General features: G+C 59.9%; 23 protein-coding genes. 8 read left to right on the forward strand and 15 right to left on the reverse strand.

Annotated elements, in window-relative coordinates; translation table 11 throughout:
- Positions 1-192 precede the first annotated feature (192 nt).
- From ACGHUK_RS13575 to ACGHUK_RS13625, 11 genes are all read right to left on the reverse strand, one after another.
- Entirely contained in the window at positions 193-1041 is an 849-nt protein-coding gene (locus tag ACGHUK_RS13575; protein WP_223388516.1) for a putative RNA methyltransferase, read from the reverse strand.
- Positions 1038-2954 carry a DEAD/DEAH box helicase gene (locus tag ACGHUK_RS13580; protein ID WP_390574511.1) on the reverse strand — a complete coding sequence of 639 codons (1917 nt, stop codon included), beginning with the start codon at positions 2952-2954 and terminating at the stop codon, positions 1038-1040. The genes ACGHUK_RS13575 and ACGHUK_RS13580 overlap by 4 nt, the downstream gene beginning before the upstream one ends.
- Before the next feature lie 13 nt (positions 2955-2967).
- Complete coding sequence (locus ACGHUK_RS13585) at positions 2968-4260, reverse strand: DUF1015 domain-containing protein (RefSeq protein ID WP_005938304.1); 1293 nt, start codon at positions 4258-4260, stop codon at positions 2968-2970.
- Between the two features lie 33 nt (positions 4261-4293).
- Positions 4294-5373 carry a putative glycoside hydrolase gene (locus ACGHUK_RS13590; protein WP_390574512.1) on the reverse strand — a complete coding sequence of 360 codons (1080 nt, stop codon included), beginning with the start codon at positions 5371-5373 and terminating at the stop codon, positions 4294-4296.
- A 24-nt stretch (positions 5374-5397) separates the two neighbouring features.
- The gene (locus ACGHUK_RS13595; protein ID WP_005938298.1) at positions 5398-6009 is read right to left on the reverse strand and encodes an Rnf-Nqr domain containing protein; all 612 of its coding nucleotides are present in this window, start codon (positions 6007-6009) and stop codon (positions 5398-5400) included.
- Positions 6006-6728, reverse strand: coding sequence for an Rnf-Nqr domain containing protein (locus ACGHUK_RS13600; RefSeq protein WP_005938295.1), 723 nt, complete (start codon positions 6726-6728; stop codon positions 6006-6008). The genes ACGHUK_RS13595 and ACGHUK_RS13600 overlap by 4 nt, the downstream gene beginning before the upstream one ends.
- Positions 6725-7744: an RnfABCDGE type electron transport complex subunit D gene (locus ACGHUK_RS13605; protein WP_390574513.1), complete on the reverse strand. Its 1020-nt coding sequence runs from the start codon at positions 7742-7744 to the stop codon at positions 6725-6727. Before ACGHUK_RS13605 ends, ACGHUK_RS13600 begins: the two co-directional genes overlap by 4 nt.
- Positions 7745-7758: 14 nt before the next feature.
- On the reverse strand, positions 7759-8409 hold the full coding sequence (gene rpe, locus ACGHUK_RS13610) for a ribulose-phosphate 3-epimerase (RefSeq protein ID WP_349935590.1): 651 nt from the start codon (positions 8407-8409) through the stop codon (positions 7759-7761).
- 428 nt (positions 8410-8837) lie between these two features.
- On the reverse strand, positions 8838-10358 hold the full coding sequence (locus ACGHUK_RS13615; RefSeq protein WP_120020658.1) for a cell wall metabolism sensor histidine kinase WalK: 1521 nt from the start codon (positions 10356-10358) through the stop codon (positions 8838-8840).
- Positions 10358-11056: a response regulator transcription factor gene (locus tag ACGHUK_RS13620; RefSeq protein WP_005938284.1), complete on the reverse strand. Its 699-nt coding sequence runs from the start codon at positions 11054-11056 to the stop codon at positions 10358-10360. The genes ACGHUK_RS13615 and ACGHUK_RS13620 overlap by 1 nt, the downstream gene beginning before the upstream one ends.
- A 136-nt stretch (positions 11057-11192) precedes the next feature.
- Positions 11193-12473: a serine dehydratase subunit alpha family protein gene (locus tag ACGHUK_RS13625; RefSeq protein ID WP_390574514.1), complete on the reverse strand. Its 1281-nt coding sequence runs from the start codon at positions 12471-12473 to the stop codon at positions 11193-11195.
- A 175-nt stretch (positions 12474-12648) separates the two neighbouring features.
- Between ACGHUK_RS13625 and ACGHUK_RS13630 the strand changes: the two genes are divergently transcribed.
- The 3 genes from ACGHUK_RS13630 (at position 12649) to ACGHUK_RS13640 (ending at position 16240) form a co-directional block, all read left to right on the forward strand.
- Positions 12649-13965, forward strand: a complete 1317-nt coding sequence (locus tag ACGHUK_RS13630) for a M18 family aminopeptidase (protein WP_390574515.1) — start codon at positions 12649-12651, stop codon at positions 13963-13965.
- Between the two features lie 181 nt (positions 13966-14146).
- On the forward strand, positions 14147-15280 hold the full coding sequence (ychF, locus tag ACGHUK_RS13635; protein WP_097774170.1) for a redox-regulated ATPase YchF: 1134 nt from the start codon (positions 14147-14149) through the stop codon (positions 15278-15280).
- 276 nt (positions 15281-15556) lie between these two features.
- Positions 15557-16240, forward strand: coding sequence for a 5'-methylthioadenosine/adenosylhomocysteine nucleosidase (locus ACGHUK_RS13640; protein ID WP_097774171.1), 684 nt, complete (start codon positions 15557-15559; stop codon positions 16238-16240).
- Between the two features lie 144 nt (positions 16241-16384).
- Here ACGHUK_RS13640 and ACGHUK_RS13645 read toward each other — a convergent pair whose 3' ends face one another.
- The 4 genes from ACGHUK_RS13645 to ACGHUK_RS13660 all read right to left on the reverse strand — a co-directional run bounded on the left by ACGHUK_RS13645 (position 16385) and on the right by ACGHUK_RS13660 (position 20002).
- The gene (locus ACGHUK_RS13645) at positions 16385-16825 is read right to left on the reverse strand and encodes a hypothetical protein (RefSeq protein WP_044953312.1); all 441 of its coding nucleotides are present in this window, start codon (positions 16823-16825) and stop codon (positions 16385-16387) included.
- Between the two features lie 59 nt (positions 16826-16884).
- Positions 16885-17673 carry a GGDEF domain-containing protein gene (locus ACGHUK_RS13650; RefSeq protein WP_390574516.1) on the reverse strand — a complete coding sequence of 263 codons (789 nt, stop codon included), beginning with the start codon at positions 17671-17673 and terminating at the stop codon, positions 16885-16887.
- Positions 17674-17952: 279 nt separating this feature from the next.
- Positions 17953-19494, reverse strand: coding sequence for a 4-alpha-glucanotransferase (gene malQ, locus ACGHUK_RS13655; RefSeq protein ID WP_390574517.1), 1542 nt, complete (start codon positions 19492-19494; stop codon positions 17953-17955).
- Between the two features lie 187 nt (positions 19495-19681).
- The gene (locus tag ACGHUK_RS13660) at positions 19682-20002 is read right to left on the reverse strand and encodes a hypothetical protein (RefSeq protein WP_101956509.1); all 321 of its coding nucleotides are present in this window, start codon (positions 20000-20002) and stop codon (positions 19682-19684) included.
- 23 nt (positions 20003-20025) lie between these two features.
- Here ACGHUK_RS13660 and ACGHUK_RS13665 point away from each other — a divergent pair, with 23 nt between their 5' ends.
- The 5 genes from ACGHUK_RS13665 to ACGHUK_RS13685 all read left to right on the forward strand — a co-directional run bounded on the left by ACGHUK_RS13665 (position 20026) and on the right by ACGHUK_RS13685 (position 25972).
- Entirely contained in the window at positions 20026-21213 is a 1188-nt protein-coding gene (locus ACGHUK_RS13665) for an alanyl-tRNA editing protein (protein WP_390574518.1), read from the forward strand.
- Between the two features lie 169 nt (positions 21214-21382).
- Positions 21383-22159, forward strand: coding sequence for a tRNA (guanosine(46)-N7)-methyltransferase TrmB (trmB, locus tag ACGHUK_RS13670; RefSeq protein ID WP_097781008.1), 777 nt, complete (start codon positions 21383-21385; stop codon positions 22157-22159).
- Positions 22152-22331, forward strand: a complete 180-nt coding sequence (locus ACGHUK_RS13675; protein WP_097777082.1) for a DUF6472 family protein — start codon at positions 22152-22154, stop codon at positions 22329-22331. Before trmB ends, ACGHUK_RS13675 begins: the two co-directional genes overlap by 8 nt.
- 36 nt (positions 22332-22367) lie before the next feature.
- Positions 22368-23471: a putative ABC transporter permease gene (locus ACGHUK_RS13680; protein WP_371290311.1), complete on the forward strand. Its 1104-nt coding sequence runs from the start codon at positions 22368-22370 to the stop codon at positions 23469-23471.
- A gap of 200 nt (positions 23472-23671) precedes the next feature.
- Positions 23672-25972, forward strand: coding sequence for an EAL domain-containing protein (locus ACGHUK_RS13685; protein ID WP_390574519.1), 2301 nt, complete (start codon positions 23672-23674; stop codon positions 25970-25972).
- Positions 25973-26021 lie beyond the last annotated feature (49 nt).

Raw genomic sequence — 26021 nt, forward strand, 5'->3', positions numbered from 1 at the left:
GCTCGACAGCCCCCTCGGGGACGGAGCTTTTGACAGAAACTGAAGCAAAAAAGCGCTCGTCACACAATTCTGCATGACGAGCGTTTTTTGCTTTTTATCGCAATTTTCAAAAATAGTGCCTATTAAAACGGCATATTTGCGATATGCAGTTTGCGGATGCTGCTTGTGCATTAAAAACGCAAACTGCTATCATTACAGCTTTTCAAATACAAGGAACCGGAACGAGATATCGGTTTCCAGCTGAGACAGCGCAGCAAGGCGCTCCGCCCCGCCGCGCGGCGTTTTCCAGTAATAGGGTGTCATGGCGAACAGCGCTTCCAGCTGTTCGTGGGGCACCGTGACGCGGCCGGTCACTTTCCGTTCCCCAATGGCGGCAAAACCGTCATAGGCGATCTGCTGCACCGGGTTTTTATAAGGCTTTTCGTAGAGCACGGCCTTCATCTGGTACAGATGTTCGGCACCGGGCACCACATAGATCATCCGTCCGCCCGGGCGCAGCACCCGCAGGAATTCCTCCTGTGCAAAGGGCGAAAAGCAGTTCAGCAGCAGGTCGGCCCAGCCGGTGCGCACCGGCTGGCTGAAGCTGGATGCCACCGCATACTGTGCCGTGGGCAGGGCCTTGGCCGCAAGGCGCACCGCAGGCTTTGCGATATCAAAACCCGCCAGCTGCACCCGGCGGCCTTTTTCGGCAAGCGCCTGCGCGATGCAGCGGTCGTACCAGCCCTCGCCGCAGCCTGCATCCAGCAGATGCAGCGCCGCCTCCGGGCTGGCAGGCTGGCCGTACTCTGCGCACAGCTCACCCACCGCTTTGCCAAAGATGCCGTAGTATCCGGCATTCAGGAACGCGCGGCGGGCGGCCACCATCTCCTTGCTGTCGCCGGGGGCCTTGGTGCGCATGCTCTGCACCGGCAGCAGATGCCAGTAGCCCTCCTTGGCGCGGTCAAAGCAGTGGCCTTTTGTGCATTTCAGGGTGCTGTCGCCGGTCAGTTTCTCCCCGCACAGCGGGCACTGCCATGGGGCAAACGGTTCATTTTTGCTCATACTTCGTCGCTGTGGTCCTCAATGGGTGCAGTTACACCGCCGTGGGCGTTCATATACTCCTCAAAGTTCGTGAACTTCTGCTGCGGCGGACGACGGCTGATAAGCATAAGGCCCGGGTCTTCGTCCCTTGCAGCAGCGGCACGGCCGCGGCGGCTGCTCTCCGCTCTGGGGGCACGGGCCGGTGCAGGCTGTGCATTGCGGGACGCATTCTGACGGCCGCGCTGGCCGTTGTTTGCACCGCGGCCCTGCTCTGCGCTCTGGCTCTGGGCGGCAGGCTGGCTGTTCTGGCAGGCCGGACGGTCGCTGCGGTCATTGCGACGGCTCTTCTGGCCTTGCATGCTGCTGTTCTGCTGAGCAGGCTGTGCAGCCGTACGGATGGCCGGGGCGGCGGGTGCAGCCGGAGTCTTTTTGGCCGGGCGCAGCGGAGTGGCCTCCGGGGCGCTCACAAAATGCGGGTCAAACTTGGGCTGCGCATTGCTGCCGCGGGCAGGAGCGTTCTGCTCCCGGCGCGGGCGGCTGTTATTATTGGAACGGCGGTCATTGCTGCGTCCGCCGGTAGTACGCTTGGTATCATCCATGAATGGTTCCTCTTTTTCGGTTTTTGCGGGCTTTGCCTGCACCTTGGGTGCGGGTGCAGCCTTTTTTTCAGGTTTTGCGTTTTTTGCTTCGGCCCTTGCGGGCTTCGGCTGCTTTGCGGCAGGCTTTTCTGCCGGTTCAGCGGCGGCTGCCTTGGGCTTTTTGCCGCGCACCGGCGGCTCCGGGCGCACCGGCGCGGGCACGCCGTCCCACGGGTGGCCGCTCACCACGGGAATTTTGCGGCGGTTCAGCTTTTCGATGCCTGCCAGATACTCCTGCTCCTCAGGTGCACAGAAGCTGACCGCCGTACCGTCGGCACCGGCGCGGGCCGTGCGGCCGATGCGGTGCACGTAAGTCTCCGGTACCTCGGGCAGGTCGTAGTTGAACACATGGGACAGCTCGCTGATATCGATGCCGCGGGCGGCGATATCGGTGGCTACCAGCACCTTGGTCTTACCGGCCTTGAAGTTTTCCAGCGCGGTCACGCGGGCGGTCTGGCTCTTGTTGCCATGGATGGCCGCCGCCGGGATGCCCTGCTTGGTGAGGTCTTTTGCAATTTTATCCGCGCCGTGCTTGGTGCGGCTGAACACCAGCGCGTTCACCACCGGGGGCTGCAGGTTCTTGATGAGCCACGGCAGCAGGAATTTCTTGTTGCCCTTTTCCACATGGTACAGGCTCTGCTGGATGCGGTCCACGGTGCTGGACACCGGGTCCACCTTGACAAAGGCGGGCTTGCGCAGGATGCCGGCTGCCAGCTGTTCGATCTCGGTGGGCATGGTGGCACTGAACATCAGGTTCTGACGCTCCCCGGGCAGCTTTGCGATCACCTTCTTCACATCGTGCACAAAGCCCATATCCAGCATCCGGTCGGCTTCGTCCAGCACAAAGATCTCAAGGTTCGAGAGATCGATAAATCCCTGACCGATCAGGTCGTTGAGCCGTCCCGGGCAGGCGATCAGGATGTCCACGCCCTTTTTCAGCGCTTCCACCTGCGGTGCCTGGCCCACGCCGCCAAAAATGACGGTGCTGCGCAGCTTGAGATACTTGCCGTAGGCATCAAAGCTTTCGCCGATCTGCAAAGCAAGCTCACGGGTAGGGGTCAGGATCAGGGCGCGGATGGCACCCTTTCTGCGGGGCGCATTGGCCGTGAGCCGGTCCAGCATGGGCAGCGCAAAAGCAGCCGTCTTGCCGGTACCGGTCTGGGCACAGCCCATCAGATCCCGGCCGGACAGCACCGGCGGGATCGCCGCCGCCTGAATGGGCGACGGGGTCTCATAGCCTGCCTCCTGCACAGCGCGCAGAAGCGGGGCGGACAGATTCAATTCTTTAAATGTCATGGTTCTCCAATAATTATTCCGTAATTTTCCGGCACTCCACATAGTACCGCTTTTCTTCTGCGTGGCCCATGCTGAAGGTCTTGCGCGGCAGCACGCCGCCCATCACAACGCCTTTGAACAGGTCACTCTTGGCAAACGGCGGCATCAGGAATGCCACAGCACCTTTTTTGCACAGGGCGCGCACAGCAGGCTCGTCGTGCACATAGTCCACGCGGGCTTCCTTGTGGTGCTCAAGATAGTATTCGATAAATTCGTCAATGGTGCCCACGGTCAGCGGTGCGGTCGGGTCCTCAAAGCTGAGCACGTTGGACATGTGCGGCCCGGCCAGCGTGAAGGGCTGCTGCTTGCTGCCGCCAAAGCTGCAGCCGGCCATATTGGAATCGCTCCACGTGATCAGGCTCAGCAGCACCGCTGCGCAGTCCACATTGAACAGCACGCGGTGGATCGGCTCGATCTCGATCGCAGGCGAGTGCACATTGCACACCTCGGCCAGACACCAGCGGGCCGGATGGTTTGCTGCCTGCTCCGGTGTGAGTGTCTTTTTCAGCTCCTCCCAGCAGGCCTTTGCAGTGGCCAGCGAGTGGTTGCCGTCGCCCACGGCCAGCGTCAGCGGGTCGCGGCGGGTGGCATCCGGATACTTTTTGTCGAATTCTTCCTGACTGCCCAGCACAGCCAGCGCATCTTCGATCTGCGCAATGAGGGCAGGGTCTTCCACAGCCCAGCCCGCAATGTGGCCGCCGTTCAGCATCAATTCGCCCTCGTATACCTTGGGCAGTTCGGCTTTATGCGCCGCCACCGGCTCGATGAGGGTGCAGCCTGGGTCGTCCGCCAGCATCATGATGTGGGGCGTTTCCAGCGCGGCACCGGTGCGCACCTTCATGCGGGGCGGGATGCGGCTTTCCACCGTGCTCTCGCTGGGGCGCACCGTGCATTTCTCGCCCCGGCGGTAGCTGTAGGCTTCCAGATCCACCATGCCCACAAGGCCCTGCCGCACCTTGCCGCTCTGCTCGGTGCGCTCCACGTAAACAAAGCCGTCCACCGCGCGAGTCAGCACGTTCCGGGCATAGTCATCCATGGTGGCATGGATCTTCTCAATGCGTGCATCGGCATCGCCGTCCTCCAGATAGACCTCCGGCAGGATCATGTTCAGGGTGCTGGGGCTGCCTGCCGCGGCAGCCTCGGCTTTCTGCCAGTAATCCCGGTCACTGGTGAACTGATCGCAGGCAATGCAGCCCCACTTTTCCAGTGGGATCTGCTCCGAAGGCAGAAGGATGTGGGCCGGTGCAAAGCAGGATTTGGTATTCATAGCAGATTCCTCCCTCTTATAAAACCAGAGACGTTACTGGAAAATGTCGGCGCTGTGCAGCACCAGATGCTGCACGCCCTGTCCGGCGGCAGACTGCTCCAGTGCGGTGCGGCTGTCGGCGTCCATCGCCTTGTCTGCCGTCACCAGCAGGTTGTCCATGCCCAGCGTCACAGCGGGCACATCCAGCGACACGCTGTTGGTATTGCACTGATCCAGCGTGTAGCTGAACCACAGGGTCATGCTGCCCGCAAAGCGGCTCTGCAGGGCGGCGATATCCGCCTTGAGCTGATCCGCGCGGGAAACGCCGCTGGTCTCGCCGTAGTCCTGTTTGCGGCTGAGCTTCGGGAACTGGACATTGGTCAGGACTACCTGTTCAAAGCCCATGCCCTGCACCTCGGCTACCAGATCGCCTACATATTCCACTGCCGCAGCGGAGTAGGGATTCAGCCATGCATTGCCGTCCTTCTGGGCGTCCAGCCACAGGCCGTCGCCGTAGTGGATGGCCATGCTGCGGTCGGTGCGGGAGGAGATGGGGTCCTTGAAGGCTGCAAGCTGGGCCACAGGGATCACGCCCTCTTCCCGGAAGATGGCCGCGATGCGGGCCGGGTCCACGGTGGTGTCGGCAATGCTCTGGGCGGCAGCCGGCACCTGCGAAGCGTAGCAGATGCTGCCATCCGGTGTTTTCAGGGTCACAAGGCCGTAATCCGCTCCCTGCGCCTTGAGCTGCTGCGCCGCTGCACGGATGGCCGCATCATCGGCAAGGGTGCTCACATCCACTGCGGCCCAGCTGCCGCCGGTAATGGCCTTGCCGTCCAGCTCCTTGGGCTGTTCCGGCTCCGGCTGGGACGAAGCCGCTTCCTGTACCGCCGAGGATGCAGCTGCTTCGGACGAGGCGGCTGCGCGGGATGCCGATTCAGCTTCCAGATCACGGTTCTTCACCACAGTATACCAGGTGTGGGTAGCCCAGTCCAGCACGTGGGGTGCTGCCAGCCAGGCTGCGCCCAACACCGCCAGCACCAGCACCACGATGCCGATGCATTTTTTGATGCGTGTACCGCGGCTGTAGAAGCTGCGGCGGTAGCGCTTGACCTTCTGACGTTTATACTTTGCCATTGTCGATTCTCCTCCCTGCCAATGTTACAGGATCACAGAATGTCCGGTGAAACCATAGATCGCCAGTGCCAGCACGCCGATATACACCAGCGTGATGGGCAGGCCGCGGAATGCTTCCGGGATGGCCTTGCTGCGCAGGCGGTGGCGGGCTTCCGTTACCAACAGCACCGCCAGCACATAGCCAAGGCCGCTGCCAAGGCCAAAGCCAAGGCTCTGCCCCAGCGTAAAGCTCTGGGTGCGCTCCACCAGTACAGTGCCAAGCACACAGCTGTTCAGGCCCGCCAGCGGCACGATGCGCAGCAATGCGCTGCGGTGCGGCAGGCCTTTCGCCAGCCACAGCACGGCGTGCTCCAGAACGCACACCACGGCAATGCTGGCAATATACACCAGCGGGCGCAGCTGGGCACGGTTTGCCAGCGGCGCGATCCGGCTGCCGGCATACCACGCAAAGGGCGTTACCAGCACCTGCGTGATGCACAGCTGCATACCGAACAGCCAGCTGCTGGTGCGGTCATCGCCCACCAGCTGCACCAGACGCGAAACGCCCAGTGCACGGGTAAAGACGGCGTTCTGCGCGAACACCGCCAGCAGTGCATAGCTGAAGAACACTGCGCTTGTTGTTACAACATCTCTCATTGTTCGCGGTCCGCCTCCTTCTGGGAATGCACATCCACAAGGTTGCGTGCCTCTTTGGTGAGATATGCCTTGCGCTTTTGGGCCAGTGCACGCCATACGGCGCACAGCACGCCCAGCACGATAAAGCCGCCTGCCGGCATGCTTGCCATGGGCAGCACCGGGCGGCTGACAACCACACCGAACATGGTGCCTGCGGCCAGCCATTCACGGACGCAGCCCAGCAGCACCAGCAGCAAAGCATAGCCCACCGTGATGCGCAGGCCCTTGGAGACAGCCTTGCGCACCGTCTCCTGCACGCGGCCAAAGCGGTAGGTCAGCAGCGGCTCCATGGTGAGCAGGGGCAGGTAGATGCCAAGGCTCAGCAGGCTGGTGCTGAACAGCATATTCAGGATGGGATACACCGCCAGATACACCACCGCCGTGCTGAAGCCGTACACCAGTGCACGGGGCAGCAGCTTTTTCTGCAGCGTTTCCGGAGCGGGGTCCTCGTCGTGCAGGGGCACAAGGCGGCTCAGCAGACAGGCCAGCACGCGGGAGGGCACCAGCAGCAGCGCCACCGCCACCGCCAGCATCACCGCATTCTGGCCGCTGGTGGCAAGCACCACCAGCGGGGCAAGGCCCATGCCCTGCATGACCACCGGGTTATTCAGAAACACACGGTCGTGGTGGGCAAACTTGTTGGGATCTTTTACGATCAGTTCAGCCGTTGCGCGTCTCATTGTGCTGCCCCCTTTCCGGCATCTGCCTGCAGATGGGTCAGGTAATACAGCTTTGCCTCGGTGCGGTCGATCCATGCCGACACACTGTTGACCGCCAGCAGTGCAAAGCACACACCGGTCTCGTACACGCCATAGTAGCGGAAGCCCATGCTCACAACACCCACCAGCACGCCGTACAGCACACGGCCCATGCGGTGGTGCACGCAGGTGTAAGGCTCGTTGATCAGAAACACCGCGCTGAACAGGATCGCGCCAGTCAGCAGCTCATCCCGCACACACTGCAGGCGGGGCAGGATATTTGACAGCACGGCACTGTCGGCAAGGCCCGCCTGCCGCGGGAAGAAGAATGCAATGACCGCACAGGTCACAAGAAAGCTGATCGATGCAGACATGTGGGCATCCTTCTGGGTCCACAAAAACAGGCCGCAGGCAAGGATCACCAGCGCAGCGCCGGTGCCCATGGGAGCAGCATATTCGCCCAGACCCAGCGCCAGCGAGCCGATGTTCAGCATGCCGCCGCTGCGCAGGGTGTCCTCAATGGCGCTGGAGACCGGCACCATGGAGGCGTCCCACAGGGGGATGTTCGTATAGGGCTGCGGATAGCGGAACACCTGTTCCGGCCATGACACTGCCGCCACCACATAGCCCACAGCAGCCGGGTTGAAGGGGTAGCTGCCGTAGCCGCCAAAGATCTCCTTGCCGATCAGCACACCTGCAATCACTGCGGCGATCAGAACATAGATATCCACCGTCACCGGCATCAGCAGGGCAATGACGAGCGCAAAGCTCTCGTTGGAAAAGTCACCGCCCTGATACACGCGGCGGCGCAGCAGCGAAACGAGTCGGTCGCACAGGTTACCGGTAAGCACCGCAATGCCGCACAGCAGCAGCGGGCGCACACCGTACAGAAAACAGGCCATGCACAGCACCGGCACCGCCATAAAGCAGATATGCTTATAGTAGCGGCCGGTCTTCTGGAGCTGTGCCTCCTGCTCCTGGATCAAAGATTCATCCATAAATGGTTATCCTTTCAAAGGCTGGCGAGGTGCTGCACGGCTGCAGCAGGGTCTGCTGCGCCGAACACTGCACTGCCCGCCACCAGAATATCAGCGCCCGCTTCCACGCACTGGGGCGCGGTGGCATTGTCCACGCCGCCGTCCACTTCCAGCAGATAGTGTGCGCCGCGCGCTTCGCGCTCTGCCTTGAGCCAGCGCAGCTTGTCCAGCGCCGAGGGCATGAACTTCTGCCCGCCGAAGCCGGGCTCCACGCTCATCACCAGCACAAGATCCAGCTGGTCAAGATACGGTGCCAGCGCCTGCGGGTCGGTGCCGGGCTTGATGGTCAGCCCCACCTTGCAGCCCAGCGCCCGGACGGCATCGATGGTGGCCTGGATATCGTCCTCGCACTCAAGGTGGAAGTTGTACAGGGTGGCACCGGCTTTGATGAAGGCTTCCGCATACTGCAGCGGATGGCTGATCATCAGGTGCACATCATAAAAGGCATCCGGCAGATTTTTGTGCAGGCTCTTGAGCACCGGCACGCCAAAGCTGATGTTGGGCACAAAGTGACCGTCCATCACGTCGTAATGCAGCATCTGTGCACCGGCATCCAGCACCATGCGGCAGTCTGCACCCAGTTTGCCAAAATCAGCGGAAAGGATCGAAGGACTTACGATTGCCATATTCTATCTTTACGCTCCGTTATTTTATAAATTCTTATTCCCATTTGTCCCATTGTGCTGGCGGTTTCAAACCGCAAAAACAGCATGGGCATGGTTATCTTTTAGTTTACATGAAAACGAGCAAAAAATCAAACCCGCCAACGGCTTTTTCACGGAAATGACGTATTTGGAAAGATCTGTCCATTTGCGAAGTAAACTCCCTCAGTCAAAGCCTGACGGCTTTGCCAGCTCCCTCGGAGAGGGAGCCTCTGGCACGCCCGGAAGATTTGCACTTTAACCGGAAGCTTTACCGCCATGCCAAGGGCCCCATCCCAGAGGGGGCTGGCATTGAGCGCAGCGAGATGACTGGGGGAGTTTCATCGGCGGCAAAGTTTCCCCACGCCAAAACAGCCAGACCGCCCCGGGTCCGGGGCCGTCTGGCTGGAAGTTCATTCTACGGGCTTCATGCTTGCAGGGTCTTCCACGGTGGGTTCACCGCCGGCTTCGTCCGGCAGGCGCTTCATGCCGCCGGGATTCGGGGCCACCGTGGGCAGGGTGAACACGAACCGGCACCACTCGCCCTGCTGGCTCTCCACCCGGATCTGCCCGCCAGAAAGGTTCACCAGCACCTTGCAGATGTTCAGGCCAAGGCCAGCGCCCCGGGCGTGCAGGCCGCGGGAGCGGTCCTCCTTGTAGAACCGCTGGAACACGTAGGGCAGCGCTTCCGGGCTGATGCCCTGACCGGAATTCCAGATGGAGATCTCGGCTTCCGGGCCAAGCTTTTCCACCCCGAAGCGGATGGTGCCGCCCGCAGGCGTAAACTTGATGGCGTTGTCCAGCAGGTTATACACCACCTGATGGATCAGGTCGGGGTCGGCGTAGACCAGCACCTTTTCGTCCATGGTCAGGCCGTCGATGTCGATCATGCCGTCGTTGATGCGCTGCTCTGCCGAGAGCGCCACGCCGGTGATGGTCTCCCAGATGTTGAACATCCGGGCATTCACCTGATATTCGCCGCTTTCCAGCTTGGAAAGATCCAGCATGTTCTGGATGAGCCGTGCCAGACGGCCCGTTTCCTCACTGACCAGCTGCAGGTAGTGGTTCTGCATATCCGGCGGGATGGTGCCGTCCAGAATGCCGTCCACAAAGCCCTTGATGGTGGTCATGGGGGTGCGCAGCTCGTGGGCGATGTTGCCCATGAACTGACCGCGGGAGTTGTCGTTCATCTGGATGTTGTCTGCCATGCGGTTGAAGGTGCGGGCAAGGTCGGCTGCCTCGCCTTCGCCTTCCACCCCCTCCACACGGACGGAAAGATCACCGCCGCCAAAGCGCTGGGCGGCATCCGTCACCTTCTGCAGCGGGTCGGTGAGCTGGCGCATCAGGATCTTGGTCAGGATGCTGGCACACAGCAGCATCACGCAGGCCGACAGCAGGAAGTTGGACCAGAACTGCTGCTTGAACTGGGTCAGTTGCTCGCCGGAAGAGCACAGGAACAGGTAGCCGCTGGGCTGGCCGTTCTCATTGCGCATTTCGCTGACCGTGATGTAGCTTTTCCCGTCCAGCATGCCGCCAAGCGTGCCGAACACATGGTAGTAATCCGCATCGGAAGCGTCGATCTTCTCCATCATTTCTTCCGGCACGGTCAGGCTCTCCAGCTTGTCCGGGCTGGAGGCGATCATCACCCGGCCGTCGTTGTCGGTAAAGAACAGATAGGCCTCTGCGCTCTCGCCGATGATCTCCAGCTTGGTGCTCAGTGCGTCCAGCTCATCGCCTTCCGGCAGCTCCGCCTGCTGGACCAGATACTGGGCCGTGCGCTGGGTGACACCCACCACCTGATCCAGTGTTTCGTAGCGGTCCTTGGCGAAGTAGTTCTTGAACAGCACCCACTCCGAAGCGCCCATCAGCACGATGCCCAGCACCATCAGGGTGGACACCAGCGAGAAGAATGCCACCGAGATACTTTTGCGCATTACTGACGCACCTCGAACTTATAGCCCACGCCCCATACGGTCTTCAGCTCCCATTTGTCGGAAGCACCGGCCAGCTTCTCGCGCAGGCGCTTGACATGCACATCAATGGTGCGGCTGTCGCCGTAATACTCAAAGCCCCACACCTCGTCCAGCAGCTGGTCACGGGTGTAGACGCGGTTCGGATGGGAGGCCAGACAGTTCAGCAGTTCCAGCTCCTTGGGGGGAGCCTCCACCACCTTGCCCTTGACCCGCAGCTCATAGCTGTTCATGTCCAGACGCAGGTTGTCGAATTCGATCACGCCCTCGGTGCTCTCGGCAGCAGCCGTGGTGGTCTGGCAGCGGCGCAGCACCGCCTTGATGCGGGCCACCACTTCCTTGGCATCAAAGGGCTTTACCATGTAATCGTCTGCACCCAGCTCCAAGCCCAGCACCTTATCAAAGGTCTCGCCCTTGGCCGTGAGCATCATCACCGGGGTGTTGCCCGCCTTGCGGATGCGGCGGCACACTTCCAGACCGTCCATCTTGGGCATCATCACGTCCAGCAGCACCATATCGGGCTTGACCTGATTGAACTTTTCCAGACCTTCTTCGCCATCGTTTGCCACCGTGACCTGATAACCTTCCTTGGTCAGGTACAGCCGCAGCAGCTCGCAGATATTGGTATCGTCGTCCACAACGAGGATCTTTTCGTTGGCCATAATGATCTCCTCCCATTTTATCGGATGCCCGCCGGGGGCGGGCAGAGCAGCAAAGTATTCCACTTCTTATTATACGGAAGAGTTATGACAAAATAAAGAAGGATTTGTATGATTTTTTCACAATTCCGGCCCGGCCTTACTCGATCATCAGCCGGATGATCTCCTCATTGGTCTCCTTCATGCCGTCCTTGCCCAGACGGCCGATGCCCTTGATGGTGGTCTCGATGTCCTTCATCACGATGCCGTCGCCGCCCTTGAACTCCTGATGACACTTGTACATGTTGTAGCCAAGCAAGGCCGCATCCACCGAGGATGCGATCTTTGCCGCGCAGGAGGCCTTTGCGCCGTCGCACACGATGCCGGACACGATGGCCAGCGCATTGACCACCGTGTGGATGGCGGCCTGATAGCCGTCGCCGCACAGATATACGATGCCCGCGCCAGCGCCCGCACCGGCGCTGACTGCGCCGCAGTAGGCGGACAGGGTGCCGATGCCGGTCTTTTCGTGGATGGCCACCAGATTGGAAATGATGAGGGCACGGTAAAGCTTTTCCTTGCCGCTGTGCAGCTCCTTGGCGTATTCAATGAGCGGCACCGAGCAGGTGATGCCCTGATTGCCGCTGCCGGAGTTGATGATGACCGGCAGCTCACAGCCGTTCATGCGGGCATCCGAACCGGCGGCTGCCTTGGCCTTGGCCCGGATAGACACATCATTGCCGTAGGTAGAAAGCAGCACCCGGCCGATGTTCGCGCCATAGTCGCCCAGAAGGCCCTCCTCTGCAATGGCGTTGTTATAGCGGATCTGGCGTTCCAGCAGGTCCGCCACATCCTGCAGGTCGGCCGTCTCGGCAAAGTCCCAGATGTCCTTCATGTTCAGCAGGCTGCGGTCGGCCCGGCTGTCCCGCCGGGTCTCCTCGTTCAGCAGCGGCTTTTCGTAGAGCACCCGGCCATTCTTTTCGATCAGGCAGATGTTGGTGTGAAAATCCGCAATGCGCACCTTTGCGTAGGAATCCCCGCTGCGCTCGGTAACGATGATATCGAACACATGCCCCTGCTCGATGTGCTGGATGGAAATGGGCACCGTCTGCAGATAGTCCCGGATGGCAGCCTGCTTGTCCTCGCTGACCTCGGAGATGACTTCCAGCTCTCTGTCTGCCGAACCGGCAATGATGCCCGCTGCCACAGCGGCTTCCATGCCTTTCAGGTGGCCGGTGTTGGGCACGATGACGCTCTTCACATTCTTAATAATGCTACCGCTCACCTGCAGCTGCACGCTCTCGGGCAGTGCGCCCAGCACCTCGCGTGCCCGGGCCGCAGCGTAAGCCAGTGCAATGGGCTCTGTGCAGCCCATTGCCGGGATGAGCTCCTCTTTTAATATTTCCACATACGCCTGATAGCGCGGATCGCTGCGTTCCATGACGGTTTCCTGCCTTTCCTGTCGATTCGATATTTACCAACAGGAATAGTATACTATAGAACCCGCGCAATGTAAAACAAATTCTTCCCCGCCCGCAGGGCCGGCTATTGCAAAGCGCAAACCGCAGAAGTAGAATAGGAGCATCCAAACCGATAAATCCATGGAGGGTCTTCCAATGATCGAAAAAGAAGTACAGGAGCTGCTGTCCTTCATTGACGGCAATCCTACCGCATACCACACCACTGCATCCGTCCGGAACATCCTGCTGAAGGAGGGCTTTTCCGAGCTGCTGGAGAGCCGCCGGTGGCAGCTGGAACCCGGCGGGAGCTATTTTGTCTGCCGCAACGGCTCCAGCATCCTTGCATTCCGCATGGGAGAACAGCTGGAAAACTACAGCTTCAACGTGGCTGCTGCCCACACGGATTCCCCCTGTTTCCGCATCAAGGAAAACGCCGAGATCCACATGGGCCGGAAGTACACCAAGCTGAACACCGAGGGCTACGGCGGCATGATCTGCTCCACATGGATGGACAGGCCGCTGTCGGTGGCAGGCCGCGTGCTGATAAAGGAGAACGATGCCATCACCTCCCGCCTGCTCACGCTGGACCGCGACCTGCTGATGATCCCCAGCGTGGCCATCCACATGAACCGCGAGGTCAACGACAAGGCTTCCTACAACAAGCAGGTGGATATGCTTCCCCTGCTGGGCGGTGCCGCCGAGGAAGGCGTGCTGAAAAAGCTGATCGCCGCCGAGCTGCAGGTCGCAGAAGACCAGATCCTTGGCAGCGACCTGTTCCTCTGCATCCGCGAAAAGGCCGCCGTCTGGGGCTGCAATGAGGAGTTCATCTCCTCCGGCCGTCTGGATGACCAGCAGTGTGTGTTCGGCATCCTGAAGGGTTTCCTGAAAGCACACAGCGCCCAGTCCATCAATGTTGCCGCCTTCTTCGACAACGAAGAAGTGGGTTCCGGCACCAAGCAGGGCGCAGCTTCCACCTTCCTGTACGATGTACTGCACCGCATCGCGCAGAACGTCTGCCCCGGCGATGAGGACTTCCACCGTGCGGTGGCTTCCAGCTTCATGTTCAGCGCCGACAACGCCCACGCCGTGCACCCCAACCACCCGGAATATACCGATGTGAACAACTGCACCTACATGAACGAGGGCGTTGTGGTCAAGGTCCACGCCGGCCAGAAGTATACCAGCGACGGCATGAGCATGGCCGTGGCAAAGGAGCTTGCCGCCCGCGCCGGTGTCCCGCTGCAGTATTTTGCCAACCGTTCCGATAAGGTCGGCGGCAGCACTCTGGGCAACCTTGCCATGGCACAGGTATCCATGAACTGCGTGGACATCGGCCTGCCCCAGCTGGCCATGCACTCCTGCTACGAGACCGCCGGTGCCCGGGACATCGTTTCTCTCATCCGGCTGATGGAGGAATTCTACGCCAGCCATTTTGAGGAGACCGCGTCCGGCACCCTTACCATCTGCAAGTAAGACCCGTACAACCTGAATCATAAGGACTGCCCGTGGAAAAGCAGCACTGCTTTTCCACGGGCGGCTTTTCGTTTCCACTTAAGTGAGTATTGAGAAAAAACGTCCATTGTGCTACAATTATCCTGTTATAATATCGCTTTTTACCGCAGCGTAAAATCTTTTTCGCAAGGAGTATAATAAAATGAAATTAGGTATCGTCGGCCTGCCGAACGTCGGCAAGTCCACTCTGTTCAATGCCATCACCTCCACCAAGAATGCAGAAGCCGCAAACTATCCCTTCTGCACCATCGAGCCGAACAGCGGCATCGTAGCCGTGCCGGACAAGCGTCTGGACAAGCTGGCCGAGATCTGGCAGACCAATAAAAAGACCCCTGCCATCGTGGAGTTCGTGGATATCGCGGGCCTTGTGAAGGGTGCCAGCCAGGGTGCAGGCCTTGGCAACAAGTTCCTGGGCCACATCCGCGAGTGCGATGCCATTGTGCATGTAGTGCGCTGCTTTGACGATGACAACATTATCCATGTGGTGGAGGATGTTTCCAAGGCTGAGGCCGTGGACCCCATTGCCGACATCGATGCCATCGACTACGAGCTGATCCTGTCCGACCTTGAGGTGGTGCAGAACCGCGCAGGCCGCATGGCAAAGGCTGCCAAGAGCGGCAACAACAAGGGTGCTGCCGCCGAAGCCGCATGGCTGCAGCAGCTGGCCGACCACCTGAGCGCCGGCAAGCCTGCCCGCAGCTTCGATTTTGACGAGGGCGATGCCGAGCAGCAAGCTGTTCTGCATGAAATGGGCCTGCTGAGCGCAAAGCCGGTGCTGTACGCCTGCAACGTGGGCGAGGACGACCTGATGGAGGGCATCGAAAACAACAAGTATGTCCCGCTGGTGGCCGCACGCGCCAAGGAAGAGGGCGCACGCTACATTCCCATCTGCGCCAAGACCGAGGAGGATATCGCCGACTACTCTCCCGAGGAAAAGAAGGCTTTTCTGGCTGAAATGGGCATTGAAGCCAGCGGTCTGGACAACCTCATCACTGCCAGCTATGATCTGCTGGGCCTGATCTCCTTCCTGACCGACGGCAAGAAGGAGTGCCGCGCATGGACTATCCGCAAGGGCACCAAGGCACCGCAGGCTGCCGGCAAGATCCACAGCGATTTCGAGCGCGGCTTCATCCGTGCCAGCGTCATTGGCTACAGCGATCTGGAAGCCAACAACTTCGATTACGCCGCCGTCAAGGCCAAGGGCCTGCAGCGCACCGAGGGCAAGGAGTACGTTGTCAACGATGGCGATGTGATCGAGTTCCTGTTCAACGTCTGATATCGAAATAGCAGCCATGTAAAACTCTGCCGGGCTTGCCCTCTCCGTCTGCTCACTGCGTTCGCATCCACCTCTCCCAAAGGGAGAGGCCTTGGCATGGCGGCAAAGTTTCCGGCTGAATCGCAAGATTTGCCGTACCGGAAGGCTCCCCCCTTGGGGACAGAAAAGTTCATCTCTTTGCCAAGGGCTCCCACTCTGGGGGAGCTGCCGAGCAACGCGAGGCTGAGAGGGCGAGGACGCTGAAAAAAATCAATCCTACTGTAAAAGGAGTTCACCATGATTTTCGGTATTATGGGCGCAATGCCCGATGAAGTCGATCAGCTGTGTGCAAAGCTGGAAAACGTCACCGTGGAGCCCTACGGCGGCGTGGATTACCACAAGGGCACGCTGGCCGGCAAACAGGTGGTGGTGTGCTGTGCCGGCATGGGCAAGGCCAATGCCGCCGCCACCACGCAGGTGCTCATCACAAAATTCGGCGCGGAGAAGATCATCTTCTCCGGCATCGCAGGCAATATGACCTCGAAGATCGGCATTGGTGATGTGGTTATCGGCAAGACCGTGCTGTACCACGACGCACAGCTGGATATGATCTGCCAGAACCCGCCGTTTCTCAAGGAATACACCGGCGACCCGGAGCTGATCGCTGCCGCCGAAAAAGCCTGCGCCGAAGCGGGTGTGAAGGCTCTGGTGGGCAAGATCGCCACCGGCGACCTGTTTGTGGGCGACAGTGAAACCAAGGCTGCCATTGAAGCCAAATGCGCCCCCGACTGCGTGGAGATGGAAGGTGCCGCTGTGAGCCAGATCGCCGCCAAGAACGGTGTGCCCTGCGTCATCCTGCGCGCCATGAGCGACAACGCTGACGAGGACGGCCACGAGGTGCTGGTGGTGAAAAAGTTCAGCATTGCGGAATATGTAGCCACCGCCACCAAGATCGTGGCAGCAATGGTGGAAGCACTGTAAAAAAGAACCCTCTCAGTCAATGCTTCGCATTGCCAGCTCCCCCGAAAGGGGGAGCTTTTGACATTCCGGAAACGTTTTCCGTTTTGCCAATGGCTCGCCCTTCGGGAGAGCTGGCGAACAAAGTGAGCCTGAGAGGGTTTTCTTTTACAAGAACTGTTCCAGCTTTACCCGGCTATCCTCCTGAAACTCCTGCAGCCTTTGGGCAAGGCGCTTTGCACCGGGCGCGGCATTGGGGTAATCCTTCTGGGCCTTTACGCAGTCTACCACCCCCATGCCGCTGCCCTGTGTGAGCATCTCGGCCAGATTGCGGGTGGACTTGTCCGTGAGGGTCTTCATACTGATGCCCATTTTCGTGTTCAGCTTTGCCATGGCGCTCTGCCCCTGCGCGGTGCCGCCGCAGGCCTCGATGGCGGTGTGCGCTTCCTGATTGAGCTGGTGGTACACATTGCGCTGGCGCAGCAGCTCGGCCTTGAACTGCACATCGTCGGTCATCGGCACGATCTGTTCCAAGGTGTTCTTGCCCATCTCGGTATTCTGCACCACGGCTTCCAGCAGGTTCAGGTTGTCGTTTTTCTGGTTTTCCATACAAAAAATCCCCCTTCTGGCCTTAGTCTGCGCCAAAAGGGGGATTTTATACGCTGGTTTTATTCTGCACGCATCTGATCGCCGCCGGCGTTCTGTGCCTCCCGCAGGCGTGCATCGCACAGCTCGTACAGCGCCTGCCAGTTCTTTGCAGAGACATCCTCCAGCCCGGCTGCGCCGCAGCTCAAGGTAAAGGGCACCCGGCGCATCATGCCGGTGGTGGTGATGCATTCCCGGGGCATCTGCCGATACAGGTTCTGCATTTCCTCTGCCAGCTGCTTGCCGTCGGCGTCCAGACAGCCCACCGCAAAGATGCTGCCGGTCAGGCGGCAGACCACGCGGGTCGCAGGGGTATCAAAGTTCTTTTTCCACTGGTTGCCCACAAAGCAGTGCAGCTGGTCCATCACAGGCTGGCCGTAGGTATCCCGCAGCTTCTGGCCGTTGTCGATGCTCACCAGCGCCACAGCCGCCTTGCGGCCCTGCGCTGCACACTGTTCCAGCTTTTGGGCAAACACCGTTTCCAGATAGCGGCGGTTGTACACGCCGGTAAGGAAATCATGGCTCATATCCTCGTGGCACAGTTCCCGCTCCCGGGGTGTCATGCGCTCTTCCGGCAGCACATTGCCTGCCAGCGGTGCGCACATTTCCAGCTCCCAGCATTTGCCGTCCGCTTCCACTCTGCGGTGCAGCACACAGTCCACACGGCCATTGCGCAGCTCGTAGTCCACCCGCAGACCATCGTCCTGCCAGCCGTCACAAAGCGGTGCTTCGGTCAGGGTCACTGCCTCAAATACGGCCTGCGCTGAGCGCGCAAGTTCCCGTAGATCCTGCTCGGTACATTCTTTCTTCATGTAATTTTCCCCATCATCTGCGCACGCGGCGCTCCCGTATCCCGCGTGCAGTCACCTGTTCCCCATACGTTCAGGAACCATCTGCCGCATTATGCATCCCGCGCCCGCCCTGTTTCCGGAAATGCCGGGAACGCATCAGGCAAAGAAAAATGGCATAATGCCGCTTTAGCAACATTATACCATTCAGCTTCCGATTTTACCAGCAAAACGCACAATTTTCTGCCGGAGTTTTTATATTTTCGTCAAATTGCCAAGCTCCCGCCGCTCTGTGCCTTCTGTTTATACGCGGCAGTACACACTGCACTCGTCGTGGATGGTCTTGGCCAGTGCCTTGGCGGCAAAGCTGTCAGCGGCGCGCCATGCCCAGTTTCCGCCCAGCTTGCCGGGGGTATTCAGGTGTGCTTCCGCACCCAGACCCAGCCAGTCGTACATGGGGATGATGGCCCGGTCAGCCACCGACCCCAGCGCTGCGCGCAGCAGAGCGATGCGGACATCATCGGTTCGGATGGCCGCCAGCTCCTTTGCGGTGGGCTTTACGCCGGTCAGGTGCAGGTAAGCGGCAGCGGCAGCCTTTTCCTTTTCGGAAGCGCCGTTCTCCCACCAGTCGGTCAGGGTAGTGTTATCGTGGGTGCCGGGATACACTACGCTGTTCTTGATGTAGTTGTGGGGCAGATACTCGTTGTCCCCGCCGCTGAAGGCGAACTGCAGCACCTTCATGCCCGGGAAGGTGCTGTCGGCCAGCAGCTTTCGCACGCTGGGGAACAGTTCGCCCAAGTCCTCGGCAATGATGGGCAGCTTGCCAAGGGCAGCTTCCAGCGCATCGAACAGCTCCATGCCGGGGCCGTTCTCCCACTTGCCGGTGCGGGCGGTGGTGCTGTCCGCCGGGATGGCCCAATAGGTATCGAAGCCGCGGAAGTGGTCGATGCGCAGCAGGTCGTAGATGCCCAGTGCGTGGCGCACCCGGCGCACCCACCACGCGTAGCCGGTCTTTTTGTGGTAGGCCCAGTTGTACAGCGGGTTGCCCCACAGCTGACCGTCGGCAGAGAAGTAATCCGGCGGGCAGCCCGCCACACGGGCAAAGCCGCCGTCGGCATCCAGCTCAAACAGCGCGCCGCCCACCCATGCATCCACCGAGTCGGCAGAGACATAGATGGGGATGTCGCCCAAAATCTGCACGTCCTTTTTGTTGGCGTAGGCCTTCACCGCCTGCCACTGGGCCGCAAACTTGTACTGCACGAACTTCCAGAAGCCGATCTCTTCCTCGTTTTCGGCGGCAAAGGCAGCAAGGGCCTTCTTGTCGCGCAGGCGGTAGGGCTTGTCCCACTCCACCCAGTTCTTCATGCCGTTGGCCACTTTCAGGGCCATGTACAGGGCATAGTCGTCCAGCCATTCCTCATTGGCGAGGGTAAAGGCATAGTAATCATCCGGGAAGTAATAGCTGCAGCCGTGCAGCCCAGTGCACTGCTTGCGCCATGCGGCGTAGGCGGTGCGCAGGACTTTAAAGCGGCTCACATACAAAGTGCCGTAGTCCACCTCTTTGGGGTCTGTGCCCCATTTTTCGGCCTTGAGCTGGGCGGCGGTGAGCAGGCCTTCTTCCTTCAAAGCGTCGAGGTCGATAAAATAGGGGTTGCCCGCAAAGGCCGAGCAGCTCTGATAGGGGCTGTCACCGTAGCCGGTGGGACTGAGCGGCAGGATCTGCCAGATCTTCTGGCCCGCTTGTGCCAGAAAATCCACAAACTTGAATGCTTCCTTGCCAAAACAGCCAATACCGTAAGGGCCGGGCAGGCTGGACACCGGCATCAGGATTCCACTTTCACGCATGCTATTACCTTCCTCATTTTTAACATTTTATGGGAATATCGTTGTTTCTTATCATAACATATCCGCAGACTATTTTCCACAGGCAAAAAACGTGGTATACTTATTTTTAAACTGGGTGTGTATCCCTTTTTCGATTTTAAATAGCCTCCGCTTTCGCTCTGGCTATGTTCAGCGGAATCCAGATTTTTTATTTCGCGTTTGTCGCGGCCTGCGGAACTTGTCGGGGCAAGGCCCCGCCATCTGCTGACGCAGACCGCTCGCCGCTTAAAAGCCCCACCGGGGCTTTCATTGCTGCGCAAACGCGGGCCGCTCCAAACGCATTTTCACCAGAAGGGCCGAAACCGGCAGATGCAGTAAAATCTCTTTTGTTGTTGGCCTTTACGGCCCCTTGCGTGAAAAAGCAGAATTGGAACGATCGCAGTCGTTCCAATTCTGCAAAAATAAAAATAAATTTTCCGCTGAATATGGCCAGAGCCTGCGGCGGCCATTTTAAATCGTCAAACTGCACCCTGAACAGGAGGTACCCGCGCCATGCAGCGCACTGAAAAATACTTTGAACAGGACGCTTTCCGCACCCAGTGCGAGAGCACCATCCTTGCCGCAGAGCCGGATGAAAAGACCGGCGGCGGGCGCATTGCGCTGGACGGCACAGTGTTCTACCCGGAGGGCGGCGGTCAGCCTGCCGACCGGGGCACCCTGACCCTGCCGGACGGTGCCACGCTGAATGTGACCGCTGTGCACGAGCATGACGGCATCCTCTGGCACAGCGTGGACGCTCTGCCGGAAAGCGCTGTTCCCGGCACTGCCGTTTCCGGCTGCATCGACTGGGAATGGCGCTTTGACAAAATGCAGCAGCACACCGGTGAGCACATCCTTTCCGGCATCCTGCACCAGATGTTCGGGGCCGAGAACGTGGGCTTCCACATCGGTTCCGAGGCTGTGCGCATGGACACCAGCGTGCCCATTTCTGCCGAGGGCCTGCAGGCAGCCGAGCTTGCCGCCAACCGCATCGTGTGGCAGGATGTGCCGGTGCTGGTCAGCTACCCCACCCGGGAGGAGCTTGCCGCCCTTGTCTACCGCTCCAAAAAGGAGATCGAAGGGCAGGTGCGCATCGTGACCATTCCCGGTGCGGATGTCTGCGCCTGCTGCGGCACCCACACCCGCACCACCGGACAGGTGGGACAGATCAAAATTCTGGCCAGCGAGAACTACAAGGGCGGCGTGCGGCTGAGCGTGGTGTGCGGCCAGCGGGCATTGCTTGCTGCACAGGCCATGCGCCAGCGGCAGGCAGAGATCGGGGCGCTGCTCTCGGCCAAGGCCGACCAGACCGCTGTGGCGGTGCATCGTGTCTACGATGAGTATACTGCGCTCAAGTTTACACACTTTGGTGTATGTTCTCAGCTGTTTGATGCACTTGCCCAGCTGGCAAACCCCGGTGAGGATGCCATCCGCACAGTGCCCGGCCTTGACCCGGACGGCCTGCACCGGCTGGCGGTGCGCCTGACCGAAGCCACCACCGGTCTCTGCGCCGCCCTGACCCCCACCGAAAAGGGCACCGGCTACTGCATCGCGCAGGCAGACGGCGATGTGCGCGCCCTGACCAAAGCCCTGAACGCCGCCCTGAACGGACGCGGCGGCGGCAAGCCCGGCATCTGTCAGGGCAGCTGCGCCGCTACACCGGAACAGGTGGAGGAATTTTTGCGGGAGCAAAACCGGTAAGCATCCTCGCCCTCTCCGTCTTTGCTTCGCAAAGCCACCTCTCCCAAAGGGAGAGGCTTTGGCAGTACGGAAAACCTTCCGGCTTTGCCAAGGGCTCCCCCTTTGGGGGAGCTGGCGCGTCAGCGCCTGAGAGGGCGAGCCACGTTAATTTTAAGGAGAACAACAAACTATGAGAATGCGTTTCAAACCCTATGCCCACGACGAGCTGATGGCAGCCGACTTCCATGTGCACGAGCCGCTGATCTGGGGCGGCAAGTGGCACGCCCAGTATGCCCGCCCGGAGCAGCCCTTTGTGCTGGAACTGGGCTGCGGCAAGGGCGGCTTCATCTCCCAGCTGGCCTGCGCCCACCCGGAAAACAACTATCTGGGCATCGATATCACCGATAAGGTGCTCATCCTCGCCAAGCGCAAGATCGAAGCCGCCTATCAGGCTGCGGGCCGCCCCATCGACAATGTGAAGATCATGAGCACCGACATCGAGCGCATCAAGGGGGTCATTACCGCCGAGGATACGGTCAGCCGCATCTACATCAACTTCTGCAATCCGTGGAGCAAGAACGGCTCTTCCCACAAGCACCGCCTCACCTACCCGCGCCAGCTCATCAACTACCGTGAGTTCCTCAAGGACGGCGGCGAGATCTACTTCAAGACCGACGACGATGATCTGTTCCGCGACAGTCTGGAATACTTCCCCGCTTCCGGCTACGACATTGAGTGGATGACCTTTGACCTCCATGAGAACGAGCCGGAGTGGAACATCCGCACCGAACACGAGGGCATGTTCACCGAAATGGGCATCAAGATCAAGGCCCTGATCGCCCGCAAGGACCCGGACCCTGCCAGCGTGACCTGGATCGAGCCGAAGATCCTCAAGCGTCAGGCCCGCGAAGCGGCCGAGGCCGAGGCTGCTGCCAAGGCTGCACAGGAAGGCGAAGGCAATGAATGACCCCTGCGAGATCTGCCTGAACAATGTGCAGGACGAGTACGGCAGCTGGTACTGTGCTCAGGGCGGCTGTCTGGACGAGGACGAGATGGCCCGCTATCTTTCCCGCAGCACAGCTGCCTGCCCGTTCTTTGAGCCGGGCGATGAATACAAGATCGTACAAAAACAGAACTGACCTGCACAGCAGCATGATTCTCACAGGAGGTGTTTTATGCTCAACTTTCTCACGACCACCACAGTATGCGGCTTTTCGCTGTATCATGTGCTGGCCTTCTTCCTCATTTATTCCTGCACCGGCTGGTGTCTGGAGGTCATCTTTGCCGCCGCCACCACCGGTCAGCTGGTGAACCGCGGCTTTCTCAACGGCCCGGTGTGCCCCATTTACGGCTTCGGCATGGTCATCGTGCTGTTCGCCCTGACCCCTTTGCAGGGCAGCGTCCTGCTGCTGTACATCGGCGGTGTCATCCTGCCCAGTGCGCTGGAACTGGTAGGCGGCTGGGCACTGTATAAGCTCTATCACACCCGCTGGTGGGACTACAGCGACTTTCCCTTCAACATTGGCGGCTACATCTGTCTGGAATTCAGCCTGCTGTGGGGCGTGGGCACGCTGGTGGTCATGCGCATCGTCCACCCGGTCGTCGCCGGTCTTGTGGATATGATCCCGCCCTTTGTGGGCTTTGTCGTTATGTGTGTGCTCTATGCAGTCTACGCGGCAGACGTAGTCGTTACGGCCTTTGCCGCCTCCGGTCTGGCCAAGACGCTGGATGCCATGGAGCAGCTGGCCGACAGTATCCATGCCGTCAGCGATGCCATGACCCAGCTGCTGGGCACCACCACCCTGAACGCCGACCAGAAGCTGGACGAGCAGCGCCTGCAGCTCAAGCTTGCTGCCGCCGAGGCCCGCGAAGCCGCACCGAAAAAGCGCGCCCTTCGTGAAACACTGGCCGCCGTCCGTGCCAAGACCGAAGAGGCCCGCGAGGCCGCAAAGCGTGCTTCCGAGATCGCCAAGCTCAACACGGCCGAAGCCGCCAAGGCTGCACAGCTGGCCGCCAAGGGCACGATGGAGCGCGCTGCCGAGCTGCTGCGTCTGGAACAGCTGGCCGAGGAGCTGCAGGCCCGCAGCGATGAAATGCAGGCCCAGCTGCTGCGCACCCCCCGCATCGTTGGCCCGCGCCGCATGCTGCGCGCCTTCCCCGGCCTGAAGCATGGCGTAAAAAAGACCACCCTCAAGGCCCTGCGCCTTGGTCTTGCCCGCCGGGAAAGCCCCGAAGAAGAACCGAAGAAAAACGGCTCCGACACCCGCAAGGATGCCTGAGACCGCTGCCCAAAAGACCGCTGCACAGGAATGCAGCGGTCTTTTTATGCCCCGCCTTTCGGACCCGTCCGGCGTTCCGTTCTTTTTTGCCGCAATGTCGCAATGTTTTAAATATCTATTTTCAAAGGTTTAAAATCGTGCTATACTGTTTTCTAAAATGCCATATTTTGTCGAAAACATCCAACAGCGAGGGATTTATCATGTCCGAAGAACTGAAGTCGAATGAAAATGTCGGCGCACCGCAACCCGATGCACTTGCACAGATCGCATCGGTAGACCCCAGCCCGGCCGTAGGCGGTATGCACCCCTTTACTCCGGCCATGCTCAGCCGTCTCAAGAAGCAGCGTCAGCTGCTGAGCGAGCTGGAGCACGCCCTGAAAAATCACGAGTTCTGCTTCTTTCTGCAGCCCAAGTGCAACAGCATGACCCGCGCCATCGTGGGCATGGAAGCACTGGTGCGCTGGAACCACCCCACCCGCGGCTGCGTGCCCCCGTCTGAGTTCATGCCCCTGCTGGAAAGCACCGGCCTTGTGACCCAGCTGGATCAGTATATCTGGGAGTCTGTCTGCAAGACCCTGCACAAGTGGCAGGAGAGCGGCAGCAATCTTGTGCCTGTATCTGTGAACGTTTCTGTGGTGGATATCGTCAATCTGGACGTGCCGCAGATCTTCTCCAACCTTGTGGAAAAGTATCAGCTGGAGCCCAAGCTCCTGCTGGCCGAGATCACCGAGACCATGCTGGCCGAAAACGCTTCTCTGGTGGAAAACACCATCCAGGGCCTGCACCGCAAAGGTTTCTCTGTGATGATGGACGACTTTGGCAGCGGCTATTCTTCGCTGAATATGCTCAAGGACACCAACGTGGATGCCATCAAGCTGGACATGAAGCTCATCGACATGAACCAGCAAAACCGCAGCAAGGGCGTGCAGATCGTGGAATCGGTGGTGGATATGGCCCACCGCCTGAATCTGCCCATCATCGCCGAAGGCGTGGAAACGCCGGAGCAGGTCTCCATGCTGCAGGCCGCCGACTGCCTGTATACGCAGGGCTATTATTTCTACAAGCCCATGCCGGTGGAGAACGCCGAGGCCCTGCTGGCCCAGCCCAACAGCGAGGATTACTGGGATATGCGCCGCGACCTGATGTGCCGTGACCGCCGGGCACCCATCTCCGACAGTGAGCAGACCGCACTGGCACTGCAGGCCTACCAGATCTTTGCAGATAATGTGCTGGAGCTTTCTCTGCTGAACCTTTCCACCGGCGAATACCGGGTCATCAAGCGGGATCCACGCCTGCCCGGTGCCGGTTCGGACACCGAGGAGGACTTTGCCGCTTACTGTGAGCGCATGGTGACGAACAAGGTGATTCACCCGGACGACGCGGAGATGTTCACCGACCAGACCGATCTGGAGACCCTGCGCTCCGCTGTATTCAGCACCCAGCAGCCAGAGGCCTACCGCTTCCGCAAAAACGTGTCCGGCCAGTTCGTGTGGATCACCATGGAATTTCTGCCCTGCCGCAACTGCTGCGCCCAGAACCCATGGGCCACCGTGGTGGTGCGTGAGGATGCACAGGCCGACCATCTCAGCGAGGAGCTGGACTTCTCCTACAGCCACGACACCCTGACTGGCCTGCTGAACCGCAGCCTCTTCGAGACCGATCTGCGGACGCTGCAGGCCAGCGAATACGACTCCATGGTGTGCACCTACATCGATGTGGTGGGCCTGCACGAGATCAACAACCATCTGGGCCACCGCAGCGGCGATGCCATGCTCTGCTTCATTGCCAATGCGGCCCGCAAGTTCTTTGTTTCCAGCCGCATCTACCGCATCGGCGGTGACGAATTCGTGATCTTCACCCCGAACCAGCCGCCCTACAGCGTGTGGGTGGCTGTGGACAAGATGCGTGCTTTCCTGCGCGCGAAGGAATATGAGATTTCGGTGGGCATCCAGAGCACCAACGACCTGCACCGGCTGGACGATGCCATGAATCAGGCCGAAGCTGCCATGCGGCAGGACAAGCAGGCCTATTATGCCCGCAACGGCCAGGAGCGCCAGCTGCGGGGCCTGAACGAGAAGCTGGAGCAGACCCTGACCGAAAAGCGGGATGCCGAGCATTTTCTGCGGGTCCTTGCCCCCAAGTACAAGAGCGTGTTCGTTGTGGATCTGAAGACCGACCGTATGCGCGGCGTGATCGTCCCGGACTATTTCCAGAAAATTCTGGACACCTCCGGCGGCTCTTTCCTCGCCGTTCTGCAGCAGTACCGTGATACGCAGGTGCAGCCCGCCTACCGCGAGAGTCTGGCGGACCTGCTGGACTACAACTATATCCGCAGCAAGGTCCTGACCGGCGACATCGTGGAGCACACCTATAAAAAGACCGACGACACCACCTTCCGCGTCAAGGTGACACCCTACTCCAGGAGTGGCTCTCATATCGATGAAACGCTCTGGATCTTCTCGGATGAAGGGGTATCCCTTACCCCTCCCCAGACAAAATAAGTGATTAAACGTTAAAAAAATCGGAAACGACTGCGGTCGTTTCCGATTT

The sequence above is a fragment of the Faecalibacterium sp. i25-0019-C1 genome, from assembly GCF_042854225.1.
GTDB classification, from domain to species: Bacteria; Bacillota; Clostridia; order Oscillospirales; family Ruminococcaceae; genus Faecalibacterium; species Faecalibacterium taiwanense.

Excerpts from the sequence above, each read along its gene's own strand:
- ACGHUK_RS13575 (WP_223388516.1), bottom strand. The coding sequence starts at position 1,041 with ATGAGCAAAAATGAACCGTTTGCCCCATGGCAGTGCCCGCTGTGCGGG.
- ACGHUK_RS13580 (WP_390574511.1), bottom strand. The coding sequence starts at position 2,954 with ATGACATTTAAAGAATTGAATCTGTCCGCCCCGCTTCTGCGCGCTGTG.
- ACGHUK_RS13585 (WP_005938304.1), bottom strand. The coding sequence starts at position 4,260 with ATGAATACCAAATCCTGCTTTGCACCGGCCCACATCCTTCTGCCTTCG.
- ACGHUK_RS13590 (WP_390574512.1), bottom strand. The coding sequence starts at position 5,373 with ATGGCAAAGTATAAACGTCAGAAGGTCAAGCGCTACCGCCGCAGCTTC.
- ACGHUK_RS13595 (WP_005938298.1), bottom strand. The coding sequence starts at position 6,009 with ATGAGAGATGTTGTAACAACAAGCGCAGTGTTCTTCAGCTATGCACTG.
- ACGHUK_RS13600 (WP_005938295.1), bottom strand. The coding sequence starts at position 6,728 with ATGAGACGCGCAACGGCTGAACTGATCGTAAAAGATCCCAACAAGTTT.
- ACGHUK_RS13605 (WP_390574513.1), bottom strand. The coding sequence starts at position 7,744 with ATGGATGAATCTTTGATCCAGGAGCAGGAGGCACAGCTCCAGAAGACC.
- rpe (WP_349935590.1), bottom strand. The coding sequence starts at position 8,409 with ATGGCAATCGTAAGTCCTTCGATCCTTTCCGCTGATTTTGGCAAACTG.
- ACGHUK_RS13615 (WP_120020658.1), bottom strand. The coding sequence starts at position 10,358 with ATGCGCAAAAGTATCTCGGTGGCATTCTTCTCGCTGGTGTCCACCCTG.
- ACGHUK_RS13620 (WP_005938284.1), bottom strand. The coding sequence starts at position 11,056 with ATGGCCAACGAAAAGATCCTCGTTGTGGACGACGATACCAATATCTGC.
- ACGHUK_RS13625 (WP_390574514.1), bottom strand. The coding sequence starts at position 12,473 with ATGGAACGCAGCGATCCGCGCTATCAGGCGTATGTGGAAATATTAAAA.
- ACGHUK_RS13630 (WP_390574515.1), top strand. The coding sequence starts at position 12,649 with ATGATCGAAAAAGAAGTACAGGAGCTGCTGTCCTTCATTGACGGCAAT.
- ychF (WP_097774170.1), top strand. The coding sequence starts at position 14,147 with ATGAAATTAGGTATCGTCGGCCTGCCGAACGTCGGCAAGTCCACTCTG.
- ACGHUK_RS13640 (WP_097774171.1), top strand. The coding sequence starts at position 15,557 with ATGATTTTCGGTATTATGGGCGCAATGCCCGATGAAGTCGATCAGCTG.
- ACGHUK_RS13645 (WP_044953312.1), bottom strand. The coding sequence starts at position 16,825 with ATGGAAAACCAGAAAAACGACAACCTGAACCTGCTGGAAGCCGTGGTG.
- ACGHUK_RS13650 (WP_390574516.1), bottom strand. The coding sequence starts at position 17,673 with ATGAAGAAAGAATGTACCGAGCAGGATCTACGGGAACTTGCGCGCTCA.
- malQ (WP_390574517.1), bottom strand. The coding sequence starts at position 19,494 with ATGCGTGAAAGTGGAATCCTGATGCCGGTGTCCAGCCTGCCCGGCCCT.
- ACGHUK_RS13665 (WP_390574518.1), top strand. The coding sequence starts at position 20,026 with ATGCAGCGCACTGAAAAATACTTTGAACAGGACGCTTTCCGCACCCAG.
- trmB (WP_097781008.1), top strand. The coding sequence starts at position 21,383 with ATGAGAATGCGTTTCAAACCCTATGCCCACGACGAGCTGATGGCAGCC.
- ACGHUK_RS13675 (WP_097777082.1), top strand. The coding sequence starts at position 22,152 with ATGAATGACCCCTGCGAGATCTGCCTGAACAATGTGCAGGACGAGTAC.
- ACGHUK_RS13680 (WP_371290311.1), top strand. The coding sequence starts at position 22,368 with ATGCTCAACTTTCTCACGACCACCACAGTATGCGGCTTTTCGCTGTAT.
- ACGHUK_RS13685 (WP_390574519.1), top strand. The coding sequence starts at position 23,672 with ATGTCCGAAGAACTGAAGTCGAATGAAAATGTCGGCGCACCGCAACCC.